The 16,343-nt window shown below is 44.3% G+C and carries 11 protein-coding genes and 2 pseudogenes; 3 read left to right on the forward strand and 10 right to left on the reverse strand.

The window, feature by feature from the left end:
- Positions 1-101: 101 nt before the first annotated feature.
- Genes AC6B99_RS12230 through AC6B99_RS12240 form a run of 3 tightly spaced genes read right to left on the reverse strand, consistent with a single transcriptional unit; the run spans position 102 to position 2,911 of the window.
- Entirely contained in the window at positions 102-890 is a 789-nt protein-coding gene (locus tag AC6B99_RS12230; RefSeq protein WP_496663445.1) for an SDR family oxidoreductase, read from the reverse strand.
- A complete protein-coding gene (locus tag AC6B99_RS12235; protein ID WP_496663446.1) occupies positions 887-1,897 on the reverse strand; it encodes an NADP-dependent oxidoreductase in 1,011 nt (336 codons plus the stop codon). Before AC6B99_RS12235 ends, AC6B99_RS12230 begins: the two co-directional genes overlap by 4 nt.
- A gap of 12 nt (positions 1,898-1,909) precedes the next feature.
- Positions 1,910-2,911: an NADP-dependent oxidoreductase gene (locus AC6B99_RS12240; RefSeq protein WP_046230981.1), complete on the reverse strand. Its 1,002-nt coding sequence runs from the start codon at positions 2,909-2,911 to the stop codon at positions 1,910-1,912.
- Positions 2,912-3,097: 186 nt separating this feature from the next.
- On the opposite strand from AC6B99_RS12240, the gene AC6B99_RS12245 reads away from it, so the two are divergent.
- Positions 3,098-3,646, forward strand: coding sequence for a TetR/AcrR family transcriptional regulator (locus tag AC6B99_RS12245; protein ID WP_496663447.1), 549 nt, complete (start codon positions 3,098-3,100; stop codon positions 3,644-3,646).
- Between the two features lie 257 nt (positions 3,647-3,903).
- Here AC6B99_RS12245 and AC6B99_RS12250 read toward each other — a convergent pair.
- Positions 3,904-4,154 (reverse strand): annotated as a pseudogene (locus AC6B99_RS12250) (sigma-70 family RNA polymerase sigma factor); the annotation flags it as partial.
- Positions 4,155-4,292: 138 nt separating this feature from the next.
- Here AC6B99_RS12250 and AC6B99_RS12255 point away from each other — a divergent pair.
- Complete coding sequence (locus AC6B99_RS12255) at positions 4,293-4,685, forward strand: TetR family transcriptional regulator (RefSeq protein ID WP_494860364.1); 393 nt, start codon at positions 4,293-4,295, stop codon at positions 4,683-4,685.
- Between the two features lie 356 nt (positions 4,686-5,041).
- Positions 5,042-5,794 (forward strand): SDR family oxidoreductase, encoded by a 753-nt coding sequence (locus tag AC6B99_RS12260; protein ID WP_200931666.1) that lies wholly within the window; start codon positions 5,042-5,044, stop codon positions 5,792-5,794.
- A gap of 72 nt (positions 5,795-5,866) precedes the next feature.
- On the opposite strand, the pseudogene AC6B99_RS12265 reads toward AC6B99_RS12260, so the two are convergent.
- The 6 genes and pseudogenes from AC6B99_RS12265 to AC6B99_RS12290 form a co-directional block, all read right to left on the reverse strand.
- A pseudogene (locus AC6B99_RS12265) lies at positions 5,867-6,393 on the reverse strand (sigma-70 family RNA polymerase sigma factor); the annotation flags it as partial.
- 424 nt (positions 6,394-6,817) lie between these two features.
- Positions 6,818-9,475: a family 78 glycoside hydrolase catalytic domain gene (locus AC6B99_RS12270; RefSeq protein ID WP_494860360.1), complete on the reverse strand. Its 2,658-nt coding sequence runs from the start codon at positions 9,473-9,475 to the stop codon at positions 6,818-6,820.
- Between the two features lie 11 nt (positions 9,476-9,486).
- On the reverse strand, positions 9,487-12,567 hold the full coding sequence (locus tag AC6B99_RS12275) for a glycosyl hydrolase (protein WP_496663448.1): 3,081 nt from the start codon (positions 12,565-12,567) through the stop codon (positions 9,487-9,489).
- A 27-nt stretch (positions 12,568-12,594) separates the two neighbouring features.
- On the reverse strand, positions 12,595-13,479 hold the full coding sequence (locus AC6B99_RS12280) for a carbohydrate ABC transporter permease (protein WP_056040371.1): 885 nt from the start codon (positions 13,477-13,479) through the stop codon (positions 12,595-12,597).
- Positions 13,480-13,500: 21 nt separating this feature from the next.
- Positions 13,501-14,406 carry an ABC transporter permease subunit gene (locus AC6B99_RS12285; protein WP_494860724.1) on the reverse strand — a complete coding sequence of 302 codons (906 nt, stop codon included), beginning with the start codon at positions 14,404-14,406 and terminating at the stop codon, positions 13,501-13,503.
- Positions 14,407-14,478: 72 nt separating this feature from the next.
- Positions 14,479-16,176, reverse strand: a complete 1,698-nt coding sequence (locus AC6B99_RS12290) for an extracellular solute-binding protein (RefSeq protein WP_056040373.1) — start codon at positions 16,174-16,176, stop codon at positions 14,479-14,481.
- Between the last annotated feature and the right edge of the window lie 167 nt (positions 16,177-16,343).

Here is a 16,343-nt window from a genome sequence, read left to right on the forward strand (position 1 = left end):
ACATATTGAGAACGATCGGTAAAGAATAAAAATGTTATTGCTAATCCATTCAATATCACAAGCAATGAAAACGAACTATAGTCCGTAAAAAATGTATAAGATTAGTTTTTCTTATTACTTTGCTTAAGAATCATTTGACCCCAAGTATGCGTGATAAAATCCGGGGCGAACTTCATTGAAAAGCGCATAACTTTGGTAAAACCTACGTTCACGCGTAGTTTATTTCTCAACATGCCTTTAATACCAACATTAACAAGCTTTGTTAAGGGGAAAGAGATCAATTTATTCATCAATCCTTCATCATAAGTGTCCGTGAGATTGGTTTCAGAAATAACTGGTGGACAAAGCTCCACCACATGAATATTTTTTCCTTTGTAACGGATTTGCTCACGTAATGCATCACTGAACATGTGTATGCCAGCCTTCGTTGCAGAATAAGTCGGTGCGTTGGCTACTGTAATATTAGCAAGTAGTGAAGTAACGTTAACAATCATTGCCTCTCTTTGTTTGGCTAATAGTGGCAACAAAGCCTTGGTCACATATATTGTACCATTCAAGTTTGTGTTGATTTCTGAAATAAGATACTCGTAGGTAATACTTTCATCGAATAAGTCAAACTCGTTTATGATACCAGCATTATTGAAAACAATATCCAGTTTGGGATAATGTTTAGCTAATTCTTTGGCAAGTTGCTCAACGCTTTTAGCATCACTAACATCAGCTACCATCCCAATGATTCCAGGATTGTTCTTTACTGCTTGATCAATTCGTTTTTGTGAGCGCCCTGTGATGATCACTGTGTTTCCCATCTCATGAAAACGTTTTGCAAAAGCAGAGCCAATTCCAGACGTGCCGCCTGTCACCAGTATCGTTCTATTATTCAATTTCATTCTTCATCATCTACTTTCAATATGACTTTCCCTTGACTATGGCCTGTCGCAATTTTAGTAATTGCGGCATTCAATTGATCAAAGGGGTACTCAGAATCAATTACCGGCTTAGATTTTGCTTTTTCAAGATACTGTGTGAAAGCTGCTAATTGCTTGCCACTTGGTTGAACGTATATGAAATCATAACTTTTATTATGCCATTTCGCTAGCCCATCAAAAGGCAACCCCAGTAAACTGAAAAGAATCTTCTTCGCCGTTGACAAGTCTGCGCTTCGTTTAGCGAAACGGGCATTGGGACCAGCATTTAACGACAATAATTTACCACCGGGCTTTAATATTTTAATTTGTTTACTAATTTCACTGGCCCCCCGGGTATCAATAACATAATCATAGCCTCTCAGTATGTGAGTATAATCCTGCGTTTCATAGTCGATAAACTCATCTGCACCGAGTCGATTGGCCAAATCACGCGCTGATCCACTACCACTGACGGTCACAAACAGTCCTTGTGACTTCGCGTAAGGTATGGCAATCTGTCCAAAGCCCCCCGTACCTCCAGAGACAAATAATTTACTGCCTTGTTGAGCATCTAAAATATCTAGTGCTTGGATGATCGTCAAAGCAGACAATGGTACGGCTGCTGCTTCTGTAAAGGAATAATTAGCTGGTATTTTAGCCACAATAGATGCATCTACTGCGACATATTCAGCGAACGCTCCCATTGTATCTAGCGGTGGCATAGTGTACACGAAATCACCTGTTTTGAAATTTTGGACACCGGTACCGACTTCAACCACAACTCCAGCCAACTCGTTGCCTAGAGTCAATGGAAAGTTGTAATGATCGAACAACTTAACTTTTCCTGTAATCGCCAAGGCAAGGTGTGGATCAACACCGGCTGCCTTAGTCTTGATCAGAACCTGAGTTGATGTGATTGATGGAACATCGACTGAGTTGATTTCCACTTCAAGTGTTTTGGAATATCTAGAAATTTGTGCAGCTTTCATTAGGTGCTCCCCTTAAAATCGGATAATGACTTTTCCTTTAGGATGACCAGTCGCAACAAGCTTCAGAGCCTCATTAATATCTTCAATGTGGAATTCAGTCGGGTCCACCGCTGGTACAATCCCGTTATCTTCAATAATCTTCGTAATTTTCTTTAATTGTTCGCCATCACTGCGAACAAAAATGAAATGATATTGAATCTTCTTTTTCTTCGCTTTGTGATCATACTTAGCCCCGGCAATGGTGAAGAGCTTTTGTTTCCAACCTGGCAAGCCCATATGCTCGGCGAAACGTTTGTTAGGTCCGGTCCGCAGAGAAAGAAGGCGACCTCCTGCTTTAATAATGGAAAGTTCATGATCAAATTCGCTTGGTCCCAACGTATCCATCACATAATCTACATTACTAAGCTGCTCCCAATAATTCTCAGTCGTGTAATCAATATATTGGTCTGCTCCAGTCGCCATTGTCCGTTCACGCGCTTGCGGATTTCCACTAACGATGACCCTCAGCCCCATGCTTTTGGCGATAGGAATGGCCATTTGGCCAAATGAACCAGAACCCCCGGGAATAAACACGCTTTCGCCAGCTTTGGCAGCCAATTCTTCATGCAAACCTTGATAAGCAGTCAATCCTGTTAATGGCGCAGCAGCACCGGTCACAAAATCGAGATTAGCGGGCAAGTGCCCGATGGCATCCGCATGAATCGCCGCGTATTCCGCAAAGGCACCGATTTTTTGTAGTGGCAGGCGTGAGTAAATTGCATCGCCAACTTTAAATCCCTGGACGTTCTTACCAACCTTTTCTATAACACCTGTCAGCTCGTTACCCAGTACCAACGGGAACTCATAATCCTGGATCAGCTTCACGCTCCCGGTACCAATGAGCAATTCCAAATGATTAACCGCCGCTGCTTTCACCTTGACCAAGACTTCGTTATCACTTATTTCCGGGACTGGAATATCATTGACTTCTACTATGAATTTTTTTGAATATTTGGTAATCTGTGCTGCTTTCATAATTAATAGCCTCCTATGCGCTGAATAATAAGTAACATTTATTTGTTTTTGTAACTTATGTGACAAGCATAATGCCAGAGGTTACAAAAGTCAACAATTGTTACTCATTGTTTTATATGATAAAATACAGGCAGGTGTATAAACGATTATTGGGGATTTATTGAAGAAAGAAGGGTTGGCAGCACAGTGGTTAAAATCACACAAGAGCTCATTATTGAAACAGCGGAGACATTAATTGAACGCACGGATAAATCCGAAGTGACCCTCTCACAAATTGCGGATGAATTAAGTATCACCCACGCAGCGCTTTATAAACACTTTAAAAATAAGCAAGAGCTCTGGGCAGCCGTGTCGAAGAGCTGGTTCAACCGGATGATTTCAGAACAAATCAAAATAGACATGACTAATATGGCTAATCCACAGGAATTGCTCCACGATTGGCTTTGGGCATTTGCTAACGCAAAAAAACGTGCCTATAACGAGAATGCCAAAATGTTCGCCTTGAATACGCAATATGTTGACAGCAATCCACTGGTATTACGTGACGTTCTCTGGGATTCCTACCAAATTATTGACGGCTTAATGGACTATCACGATCCCCACTTGGAACGGGCAGAAGCGATTCTCTCCGCGTTTGCGGTGTTTAGCCTCCCGTCCTTCAAAGAATCCTGGAATTTACCAGACTACCAGGACAGGTTTGAACGCATCTGGAGTTTAATCAAACAGGGTCTCTGAATCCAAACCTCTAGTTGGATTCAAAAAAACCGCAAAAGAACTCTCTCTAAAACCAAGAATGTCCAAACCCTTTTTGGAGCTTCGTCGAATTCCAACTTCATCGTGAATCCCTTTTTTTCGTAGAGATATAGCAGTTGGATATACTAATCCGCATTCATCAGGGGTTCACCTAAAAAACAAAAGCAACTTATCCGCAGACAAGTCGTTTTTTAACGTTTTTATTTTAAAATACTACTTTGTAATTATCATTTCATTTCTTACCGCTTCACCTTATAAAACTCATGATACAGCTTCATCAGTGCTCTTTTCTCAATCCGCGACACATAACTCCGCGAGATCCCCAGCTCCTTCGCAATCTCCCGCTGCGTCCGCTCTTCCCCGCCGGTGTCCAAGCCAAACCGCCCACTACAACTTCCTTCCCCCGGTCATCCAGAATGTCGAGATTGCGGTAAATCTTGCTCTTCTCGATCTTCAGATAGACTTCCTTAACAATATCATCTGCATTGGTCGATTAAATGGAAACGATTTTCTTCACCGTGCAATCCGTAATGTACACATAAACCCCATTGCTGCGGGCTGCAGCTCAATTCAAAACAATACTTTACCTATCGTTCTCAATATGATAATATGAATTTGCAGACAGGAGGTGGGGCAGCAAAAGGGCGTGAGAATGATCATGGCGAGAAGCAAAGAGTTTGAAATCAACGTGGTATTAGACAAGGCAATGGACTTATTCTGGCGTCAAGGCTACGAAAAAACCTCCATACAGGGGCTTGTCCAGGGCATGGGCATTCACAGAAGAAGCTTTTATGATACGTTCGTAGACAAGCATCAGTTATTTATGGATGTCTTGAACCGATATACTTTGACTTTGAATTCAAATATTACGAATCGCATTCATCGCTCAAATTCTGCCAAAGAGGCTATCCAGCAGTTGTTTGAAATGATAGTCAGTTGTGAAGAGAATCAACCCAAGGGCTGTTTAACGGTAAATTCGGCCGTTGAACTGTCACTGCTCGATCCAGAAGTGGCAGTTTAAATTCATGAGCAGTTTTTTTGCTTCAGAGCAATTGTTGTATGATTTGCAGGTGAGCGTTCAGTTCAGAAAACGGGAGAAATTCCCGAACATTATGATGCTGTGAGCCTTTCCCTCTATCTGCATAATGCTTAGGTGGGATTGCGTGTAATGATTAAAACGACAGAAGACAAAGAAAAGCTGGAAAGCATTATTAATACAACTTTAGCAGTCCTGGGATAAATTTTTTAACATAATTAGAACGATCGTTCTCGATTTAAATCTAAAGCGGCATTAATTTTAGGTATGATGCCAATCCTAAAATCATCAAGGCTAAGTCAAAGGACTGTATAAAATAAATCTTAAAGGAGAATTTAAAAATGACTATAAACATGGACGGCAAAGTTGCTTTTATAACTGGAGGAAATCGTGGCATTGGATTGGAAACGGCACGTCAATTAGGTAAGCTTGGAGCCACTGTCGTTATTGGGTCACGCGATTTGGAGAAAGGGAAGGTTGCTGTGGATACACTTCGTTCGGAGGGAATCCAAGCGGAGAATATCAAATTGGACGTCAATCTAGCCGAAGACCTTCAAGTTGCCTACAATTTTTTTGAACAGCGGTACGGTAAGCTTGATATGTTGATTAATAATGCTGGGATACAGATAGAGATTGAAGATCTTGCACCCATTAATGAAACAAGTACCGTTTCGCCGGTCGTTATGCGTGAAACCTTCGATGCCAATTTCTTCAGCATGGTTGAATTAACTCAGCTACTGCTGCCGTTGATTCGCAAAGCGCCAGCCGGAAGAATTGTTAATGTATCCAGTGCGCTTGGATCGAATACACTCCATTCCGATCCCGCTGCTCAAATTTATGATGTCAAGCTTCTTGCTTACGATGCCTCGAAGGCGGCAATGAATACCTTTACGACCCATCTTGCACATGAGCTGAAGGATACACCAATTAAAGTGAATTCTGCTTACCCTGGTTGGGTGAAGACTCCACTGGGCGGAAAATACGCTGATATGGATCTTGAAGATGGCGGTAAGACAAGCGTAATGCTTGCCACGTTACCTTCGGACGGACCGACAGGCAAGTTCTTTCATATGGACACAGAGCTGCCTTGGTAATACGGTAGTTAATAGAAAAACGTGTTAATACGGCGAGCGCTTTCCCAATATAACGGGAGAGCGCTCGCCTGATTAAAGCGAAAAAAATGATGTGAACTTATTTTGAAAGAAATAAGGTTTAACAGGTACATAACTCCGCGAGATCCCCAGCTCCTTCGTAATCTCCCGCTGCGTCCGCTCTTCCCTGCCGGTGTCCAGGCCGAAGCGGCCCACTACGACTTCTTTCTCCCGGTCGTCCAGAATATCCAGATTGAGGTAAATCTTGCTCTTCTCGATCTTCAGATCCAACTCTTTGATCACATCATCTGCCTCTGAGCCGAGGATATCGATTAACGTAATCTCATTACCTTCCTTGTCCGTCCCTATAGGGTCATGCAGGGATACGTCCTTTTTGTTTTTTAAATGCATCAGGATTTCGTTCTCGATACAGCGGGTAGCAAAGTAGCCAGCTTCGTGCCTCTGTACGCGCGGTAGCTCTCAATGGCTTTGATCAGCCCGATGGTGCCGATGGAGAGCGGATCCTCCATATCTTCACCTGTTTTTTCGATTTTTAAATAAATTGTGTCACAATATATAAAAATATTATATTTATACAGCAAAAAATCATTGGAATTAAACTAAAAGAAATACGGGTTTTGTGAAGATGTCTGTGAGAATCCGCGTAACCACGCGGGTTTATCGGTCCATTTGTCCAGTGATGTCCAGTGACACAAAGTTTATCCCTATATTGATAGCAACTTTACCCCTTTAGATAAAATGACACAATGATAACATAGTCTGAATCGTTAAACATCCTATCTGTTTATTAATCTGTTTATTTATTATATAGCCACGATAAAAAAGAAAGAAACAGACAGTTTCCAAAAAGGCCTGGAATCTATCTGTCTTTTTAGCAGTTCTAAGGTACTTTACTATTTACAACACTATACTTGTTATAGAAGCTTCACTTGGCTATTTAGTACGAAAAGGTTTTTTGATCTCCGTCTCATAAACAGGGATCAGTTCAGTTCTAAGCAAGCCTACTTATTCTTTCGGGGAATAGAAATTATAGCTGCCAGAGCTGATTTTAATTACCCCATAAGGCTGGCCATTCTCCCATTCAGGATCGAACTCCCTTTCCTGCCCAGCCTCTAATACCTTGGCATTCGCTGAAGCAAGTGGAATCTTAACTTGACCTATGGTGTTAGGAGGCAGACTTACCTGTAATCTCACTCCATCTTGCCCATGCGAGAAATCGACTTGGATGATACCTCTAACGGAATGATAGCTTCCTCGCACAAAACGCACCTTATCAAAATAAATCGGCGCGATCCCAATTTCTTGATAAGCGTCTTTTATCGATGAGATACCAAGCATATGCTTATATAGCCACTCTAAGATGTGGCCCATCATATCATGATTGCGTGACCTAGAATCGTCCGTCCAAAATTCAGGCAAAGCCGTCTCGCCCTGCTCCACAAACCGGATATAACTCGGATGCTCCGGCTGCATCATCATATCGAATACGATATCGTTTCGATTTATTTTGGCTAATGCGCCAAATAAATAACGAAGCCCAATCTCTCCCGAGCGCAGCTGATGGCTGGCTGTCGCCTGAAGCAATGCGACTTCAATATCAGCAAGCTTCTCCTCCGGAACCAAGCTAAAATAAAGCGGCATCGCCTGCATGACCTGGTTCTCTGGATCATATTCGCCGTTCAGCTTGCAATAGGCGTAGCGGTTTTGACCTGGAACTGGTTTAAGCAGACGCTCATTATAAAGCTGTTTAGTTCGCTCCGCCTCGGCAGCATAATACGTATGCTCCTCGTTATATCCCAGCATTAAAGCATATTTTGCCATCAAACGGAAGGCTTCGTAATAGAAGGCGGTTTCCACGTTTTCAACATAATCACCGCCTGTCTGCGGTGCAATGCCCCAATCGCCTAATCCATGTCCAATGAATCCGCCATGAATCTCTCTGGTATGCAAGTAAGCCATATAAGCTTTCATAGCCGGATATGCCTCTTCTATAGCGGTCTTATTCCCGTATGTCTGCAACAGCAGCTCTGGCACGAGGATGATCGCGCTTCCCCATGCGATGGAATCACGGAACCCCTCTTCAAACCTGGAATACTCAGGAGCGATATCAGGAATGAGCCCTTCCTCTGTCTGAGCCTCCATCATGTCGCGCATTATTTTCAGCCAGAGCTCTTCCACCTGCTTAACATACATAATGGAGGGTCCCATCAGACTGGCCGTCTCTACCCAGCCCAGCTTCTCAATCGTCGGACAATCCGAATGTACGCTCTGTAAATTACTCTCGATTGCTTTAATGATAATTTTGGCAAGCTGTGTGATGCGCGGATCATCCGCCTCCAACTCGCCCACATTTTTCGCGGCAGAAGTGACAAAGTAACCTTTGACATCGTGTATGACAGGCTTGGCAGGGTCTCCACCATCACGCGTACAGCCTTCGATTTGCACCCATCTGGCCCCGTAGCAGGAAAAGTCAGGCTTCCATACCTCGATCTCACCCGTGCCGGCAAGGATGTATTCAGAAAAAGTAACAATATCCCAAGGCGTTGCAACCGTATTATCTTTATTTCGCAACTCACCCGGCTTGATCGTCACTTTGCTGCCTGCCGGTCCGCTCACATGGATCTCAAACATGCCGGACATGTTTTGTCCAAGATCGTAGACATATACCTGTTCAAGCGGCTCCTCAATTCCAATGGTGTCATATATTTTTCGCACGGTTATTGGTGGCTGATTTTGGCGAACCAATCTGCCTGATGGAGCTGCCAACACCACTGCCTGCTCCCATTCTGCAGCATCAAACGGAGCCTCATACCAGCCGACCGGGTAACGTCTTGCATCAAAATTTTCAGATCCGTACACATTCGCAAGCATCGTTGCGCTATCTCTAACCTTCCAGCGGTCTGCTTCCGTAAGGATTAGCGCTTTGGAGCCATCCTCGTACTCAATATGCCATTCTCCAATGGCAAGCAGGTTCTCTCCGAATGCTTCATACCCTTTTCCTATCGTGTAGAAATGTCTTCCGCCCGCATCTCCCGCATAAAAGCCATTGCCGACCGATAAGCCAATGACATTGGTTCCCATGCAGATATGATCCTTTACATCAAAGCACACATATTGCACGGACTGGTGATAATTCGTCCAGCCAGGGTCCATTTCATGGTTGCCTACTTTGCTGCCATTCATAAACAACTTAAAATGACCCAACCCTGAAACGACAGCATAAGCCCGTTTTACTTTATTTAATATTTGAAATTCATGACGGGCATAGAAAGGCTGCTTTCTTCCGCTGCCGATCCACTTTGCCTTCCATTCCGTTACATGCAAATAGCCTGTCAACAGTAGCTGCTGCTCGCTCCATGCCTGCTTGCCCGCCTGATTCCAAACGGCTACTTTCCAATAGTAAACAGTAAGGCTCTGGAGCGGCTGCCCCGCATAATGTATATTCAACTGCTCGGAGGAGCTCACTTTGCCGCTATCCCAGCATAATTCTGTTTCCGCTAACAAGGCCTCCTCCGATTCAGCAACCACTATACGATAATATGCTTGCTGTTCTCCGTGATCTTTGCTTTCCAGCTGCCAAGCAAATATCGGACAATCCGTATCGATCGCAAGAGGGGAGTCATAGTTTTTAATTTGCAAATGAATAGGCCGAATGATGTTCACTCTCCTGATATTTACTTAAGACCATACTTTAATTTTGGCGGTTCCATAAGTCCATAAGGCTTGCCCTGGTACTCGGGCGTATATTCGCCCTCCTCCGGATGAAATGACCACCAATCCATCCAGCTAGGCCGAGGATCAGCAAGGTGGAGCGGCCCAAACAAATTGCGAGGACTGCCCACGACTTTAATGGCTATAGCATTTAAGCCTGGCTTCAGTATGGTATCCAGCTCTATGAACGCTTCGCTTCGCCAAGGAACCGTTTTGCTTGCGGATTCATTCACCTTTACTTCCAGCAAAACAGCCTGGTACTGGCCAATCTCGAGCCTGCATCCTGTGCTATGCTCCGGCGGATGTTCCATCTCGAAGAGGTAATTCATGCTTCCGCAATAATAAGGATAGCCTTGGCTGCGCCAATCTCCATACGTTAGTTTTAATGGTTCATTTATCAGCTCTCGATGCTCATTAACAGCAAAGTCGCCGATGAGGTATCCATTCTCAAGCTCCATATCATTTTGATACGAAATTTGAATGTCTATTGTGTTAATTCCAACAGTCAGTGCAGGCAGCTTAAGCTTCTTCATGCTGACGTCCAAATAATAACCCTCGGCTTCTGCAGGCACTTCCTTTCCGTTAAGAGTAAAGCTGAAGCGTTCCGCATCCTCAAACACAAAAAACACATCGCTGCTCGGCAAAACTTTTACGTTAAAGGTAAACCGTAGCGAAATAGGAGTTCCATTCCCCGAATGCGGCTCATGAATCCAGAAATAGCGCTGTAAATTACCGGAATGAAACACCTGCCGCATCCCCAGACGTTCCCGAATTAGGCGCTGAGCCTTCCAAACCTCCATCGTCTCTGTCCATACCTCTTCTCCAAAACGATACTGGCATTGATCCAATATCAATGCATTGGACGCTGTGCGCTGGAAGCCTATAGGCTCCAAATGAAGGTCTGTCTTTCCTGCTGGAAATATCTTTATCTGCCCGGCTTCATCTTCCGGCTTATTCGAAAATAATACAAACAGCTTCGAGTCAGCAGGACCAAATGAAGCTCGAAAGCTGACCCCATGCTCTGTCGCTTCGGTTTCAATCGTTTTAATCTCACCTGTCCAAGCATCCCACTCCTGCAAGTAGCTGCCGCCTTCTAGTATAATTTGAACCTCAGAGCCTCTTTCACGATCATTATTGACGATGAACGCAATCGATTGCCCCTCAAGTGAACGATGCATATGAATAAAGAATGGGGCTTCCGATCCAGGATGCTCCTGAATGCGGAGAGAACGCTTTGTCTCATTATCGAGCAGCCTCTCCAATTCTTTCAAATCGGCTGCTTGCGTAAATCTTTCGTGCAGCAGCAGTGCAGCCAGCTTGTCTGATGTCTTGCCATCAATTAGCGAAGGCTGCTCACCGTAGGAAGCTACTTTACCACCATGACTCATAAACTCAAGCAGCAACTCCAAGGTAGAGGATAATAAATTCGTTAGTGAAGGCAGCACAACATAGCTGTACATGGCCTCTCCCACAACGATGTGGTCCCCCTTCACCTTGCCGAATTCCTTCATGATTAGTTCATCGCCTAGATCATAATCATGGTGAAGCTGGACAAGCCGATTCACGAATAGGTTGAAATCACGGTCATATTTTTGAAGCTCCTGCTCGTTGCCGGCACTGTTTTTCCAATCGGTTATCTTCACGTCATACCCTAGCCTCGTCCACACCGATGTAGAGGGATGAATAACCAATAGATCACGAGTTAGCTTGCCTTCACTCAGCACGGCGCTTAATCTGGCATAATAATCCTCCATGCCGCGGTTGTGCTCCCACCAGTTCGTATGATAATTAAAGGATGGCGGATAATCGCGCTTCCGGCAGCCGCGCAGCGAATACCAGGAAAGATGATGCGTCAGTACATTGACACCCAGCGCAAATTGCCAATCGCCAATCCATCTACGTGTCTCAAAGGTGAGATCCCAACCCGTTACGCCATACGTTTCGGTTATGACTCTCTTTTTCCCAAGTTGATTTGCAACGCTGGATGCCTGTTTCATCGTAAGATGCTCATCCGTTTGCTCGCATAAGGTATCGACACCGGGAATGTCCAAATACCTATAATGCGGCATTACTGCACCACTGTTCAAAGTGGAACCGATTAGACTGCTCTCCGAATGGAAATGTCCAGTGAATTGGATTCCCTGCTCTCTGCACCAAGCGCCAATTTGCTTCGTATACGATTCGCTGAACGTTTCCGTTATCGTGAGCCAGTAATCATGTCTGATCTGCTCCGAGCCCTCTCCCTGAAAAAAAAGATAGGGAAGCAGGCTTCCGATTGGATATCCTCTTCGATGTTCAAACGATTGCTCTATCACTTCACTCCAAGTCATCGAGGTCAGCTCCGGGTCATTTAAACGTTCTGAAAAACCTTTAACCGTGGGCTCATCTGTAAAAATACCAGGAATCGTCTTGCCGAACTCTTTTCCAACAGCTTGGCGATAAGGCTCATAATTGGCCTCAATAAACAAGCGGGTCGTTTCGGGATTCATCAAATCTGTATACGTATCGCCATGGCACCAGTCATTTTTGGCAGCAATCCGTTGTTCGAATACAAGATAAACCTCGTTAGCAGCTTCAAGATACTCGCTTGGTTCATCTATGGATAGTTGTACCAGCGAGTAAAGATGATTTCCCTTGATGACGGCTCGGTAAACAAAACGGAGGTTAGCGCCTGGACGATAATCCCGGCATATATGAAGTGTCAGTGCCTTAGCCCGCACTGCGTCACCGCCAAGCCGTGGAACCATCCCTCCTCCCATACCAGAGGAATATCGATCCTCATCATAAAGCCATGCTTTAAGACCGATCTCCTTCGCTTTGGCGACGCACTCTTTTACACGATCCATAAACGTTTCACTGAGATAAGGCGTCTCGAGTCCCTCTCGGACGTGCATCATAAATCCGCCCATCCCCTGCGCATGAAACCCCTCAATTTGACGGTCCAATTCCTCCTGCTTCAGCTCATCGTTCCAAGCCCAGAAAGGTACCGATCGGTAATCGATACCCGGATTCTGGAATGATGCTTTCAATTCATCCCGTTTCATCTCGCACCTCTATCGTTACAAAATTGGCTAACCTTTCACGCTTCCCAGAACAAGACCTTTAACAAAATATTTTTGCAGGAAAGGATAAATGCAAAGGACTGGCAGCATGGAAACAAATAGCTGTGCTGCAAGCACCGTCCGATTTGAAATATTGGCGATTAACGAGAGATCGCTTGCATTCATATTCGTTAAATCTCTAGCGACGATGACCGTTCTTAAATACGTTTGCAACGGGTAATTAGAAGGTGAATTCATATAAATCATGCCATCAAACCAAGAATTCCAATGAAAAATGATTGTAAACAATGCGATCGTAGCCAAGGAAGGCTTCGAGATCGGCAAATAGATGCTCCAAAGCGTCCGCCATACACCAGCTCCGTCCATTTGAGCAGATTCTTCCAGCTCAATCGGCTGCGTACGGAAGAAATTGAGCATGAGCACGATATTGAATACATTTACTGCTGAAGGAATAACAAGTGCCCAAATGGAATCCATAAGACCTGTCTCTTTGACAACCATAAAGGTCGGGATTAATCCGCCATTGAAGATCATCGTGATAACAAAATACCAGGAATAAATCGTTCTCGAACGGAATTTCAAGTTTGACTTAGATAATGGATAAGCAGCCAGTACGGTGAGAATGAGGCTAATCGATACGCCTAGAAACAAACGCTCAAAAGAGACAATCACCGTCTGTAGAAAGATATGATTACCAAATATATATTTGTATGAATCGAGGTTAAAGCCAACTGGCCAAATCGTCACCCAACCAGCCGTGACTGCTGAGTTGCTGCTCAGCGACATCGCCGCCATATGAAGGATAGGGAAGAGGCAAGTTAGTGAAAATAGCGTCAAAAAAGCATAATTCGCGTACAAAAATAAAACTCTAGAAGGCGTGCGCCGTTCGATCATCGTGAGAGTACCTCCCTTTCTTTAAAAGATGCGATAGTTGGCAATTCTGTAGGCCAGCAAATAAGAAACACATATAAAGATGAGCGACACGACCGATTTAAATAATCCAACAGCGGTCGCTACGCCATATTGCATTTGCTCCATCCCGATCCGAAACACGTAAGTATCCAGAATGTCCCCGCTGGAATACACTTGCGGACTATATAAATTAAATACCTGATCGAAGCCGGCATTCAAAACATTTCCGAGACTAAGCACGCTTAGCAGCACGATAATTGGCCTCATGCCCGGCAGTGTAATATGCCAGGCTTGCTTCATATGACCTGCCCCGTCAAGGGCTGCTGCTTCATACAACGACTTGTCGATGCTCAATATAGCAGCAAGATAAACAATCGTATCAAAACCTAATTCCTTCCATATATGAGAGGCTACAATAATGAAACGGAACCAGCCCCCTTCACCGAGAAAATAGATAGGCTCCATACCCAGAAATTGAAGGAAGTTATTTATAATGCCACCTGACGGCGAAAGAATATCAATGAGGATGCCTGATAAAATAATCCAAGATAGAAAATAAGGCATATAGACAATCGTTTGAACCGATCTTTTGAATAAGACATTTTTCACTTCATTTAACAATATGGCAAGCGTCAGCGGAAAAATAATGCCTACGATAATTTTCATAAACGAAATCAGTAAAGTATTACCGATTACCTTCATCGTGTCAGGCATCCCAAACACATATTTGAAATTTTCGAGTCCAATCCACTCTGAACCAAACCAGCCGCGAGAAGGAACAAAATCCTGAAACGCGATGGCAATACCCATGATTGGTCCATAGCTGTAAATAAGCACAAGGATGACCGCTGGCAAAAGCATCATATGATAAGCACCAGTGGAAAACCGGCGTTTGCGGATTCCTTTCATTTCCATAATTGCATACACTCCATCCATCTGAATAAAAATAAGGAGGGACTAGAGTTGCCCCTCCGCCTTCATTTATTTCTTAGCTGCGTCCCAATCGTTAACTTCCTTCGTCACATCTTCCAACCCCAGCTTATTTAGCTGCTCAACAAATTTTTCGAAATTGTCTACCGAATCCGAGCCCATAATCACTTTCGTATAGTACTCTACTACTGCTTGTTCAATGGTTTTCAATCGGTTTTTCATCGCATCTGTAGAAGCGCCGTAAAATTCATCCATTTTAAATAAGTTGTTTTCTACGTACTCATTCATCGATTTGAAGGAGCCTGTCTCGCCAAACACCTTTTCAAATTGAGCATTCGCATTGTCACCCGCTTTAAACTTCTCGATATTATCATAGTAGCCTTTTTCTTCTGCATTCAGCTTAGAGGCATCGCCTGTTTTGAACGCTTCAACAATTTTAAGATGCGCCTGCAAGTTCTTCTGCGCTTTCCATGCTTTTGCAACCGCATAGTGGTGGCCGGGAGCAGGCTCAGGTCCCATAAATTTATCGAACTCCGCTTGTGTCGTATCGCCGTAATTCAAGTCCGTCCAGAAATTCAACAGCTTCATAATAGCTTCCGGATGCTCATACCCTTTGCGTACAACAAAATAGTTTTCCACGTTCAGCTTAATTTGCGGATTAGCAGGTTGGTCATCCTTGGAAACAATCGGATGTGCAAGCCAGTTGGCACTCGGAAAATTATCGATTGTTTGCTGCAGTGGGAACATCCCATTCCACATCGCCCCAATATTAATGCCAACACGGCCAGAAGCGGCAAGTTCAGCAGCTTTGCTTGAATCCTTCGCTCCAAAATCCTTTTCAATCAATCCTTCCTTATACAGCTTGTTCAAATAAACGAGTGCGTCCTTCACTTCCGGCTGTGCGCTTCCGTATACAAGCTTGCCATCAGCTCCGCGAACCCAAGCTTTCGGATAAGCATCAAATGCGTTGAAAATACCAAGTGCTTCAGCTACGCCTGGCATCAAGAAATCTCTGTTCAGCATCATGCCCACTGTGTCCTTCTTGCCATTGCCGTCCGGGTCCTGCTCAACAAACGCTTTCATTACTTTATAAAGCTCATCTGTCGTTTTCGGAACCTGCAAGCCTAGCTTATCCAACCAGTCTTGACGGGCCCACAAGAAGGAAGCGCCGTCGATGGCCGAGTTTGTTCCGGGAATTGCAATCAACTTGCCGCCAAAGGTTGCGGATTCCAATGCGGAATTGCCTTCCTCCGTAATAATCTCCTTAGTAAGCGGTGTAGCATATTGATCATAAATATTCGTTAAATCCTCATACATATCGGTCTTGGAAAGCGTTGCCAGCTGCTCTTGGCTTACGGCCAGCAAATCCGGAATATCGCCAGAAGCAATCGCTACGCTTATTTTCTGTTTACCGGCATCAGCACCTTTGGTATACCATAGCGGCTTGATCTCTATGCCAAGCTCATCGCGATAGGCTTTGATCCACTCGCTGTTTTCCCATTTCTCCTCTGTAAAACCGTCGGCAATTGGATCACCAATCATCACGCCAACCGTAAGTTCAACAGGAGGATCGAACTTTGCTGTCGGATCTACGGGCGTATTGTCTACTGCAGCCCCATTACTGCCCCCGTTTGTTGCCTGTCCGTTATTAGCCGTATTGCTGCCATTACCCGTGCACCCTGCTAGAAGAGATACACTTAAAAGTACGACTGCTGCTGTAGAATACACATTCCTATTTTTCTTCATCATGCTTGCTCCCCCTCTGTTTATCGCGAAATGCTTACAAGTTCATCTTACACTTCGCACAAAAAGAAAACGATTTCAAAATTCCGAGATTTCTTGCACTCTACCGACTTCCTAATCGCTGTGAACGCAAAAAAAAGAAGCTGAGCCTCTTATCTCGAGAACGCTTCCAG

The sequence above is a fragment of the Paenibacillus liaoningensis genome (genome assembly GCF_059609455.1).

What these genes read in the sequence shown, in the direction of transcription:
- AC6B99_RS12230 (WP_496663445.1), bottom strand. Translation starts at nt 890, where the DNA reads ATGAAATTGAATAATAGAACGATACTGGTGACAGGCGGCACGTCTGGA.
- AC6B99_RS12235 (WP_496663446.1), bottom strand. Translation starts at nt 1,897, where the DNA reads ATGAAAGCTGCACAAATTTCTAGATATTCCAAAACACTTGAAGTGGAA.
- AC6B99_RS12240 (WP_046230981.1), bottom strand. Translation starts at nt 2,911, where the DNA reads ATGAAAGCAGCACAGATTACCAAATATTCAAAAAAATTCATAGTAGAA.
- AC6B99_RS12260 (WP_200931666.1), top strand. Translation starts at nt 5,042, where the DNA reads ATGACTATAAACATGGACGGCAAAGTTGCTTTTATAACTGGAGGAAAT.
- AC6B99_RS12275 (WP_496663448.1), bottom strand. Translation starts at nt 12,567, where the DNA reads ATGAAACGGGATGAATTGAAAGCATCATTCCAGAATCCGGGTATCGAT.
- AC6B99_RS12280 (WP_056040371.1), bottom strand. Translation starts at nt 13,479, where the DNA reads ATGATCGAACGGCGCACGCCTTCTAGAGTTTTATTTTTGTACGCGAAT.
- AC6B99_RS12285 (WP_494860724.1), bottom strand. Translation starts at nt 14,406, where the DNA reads ATGAAAGGAATCCGCAAACGCCGGTTTTCCACTGGTGCTTATCATATG.
- AC6B99_RS12290 (WP_056040373.1), bottom strand. Translation starts at nt 16,176, where the DNA reads ATGATGAAGAAAAATAGGAATGTGTATTCTACAGCAGCAGTCGTACTT.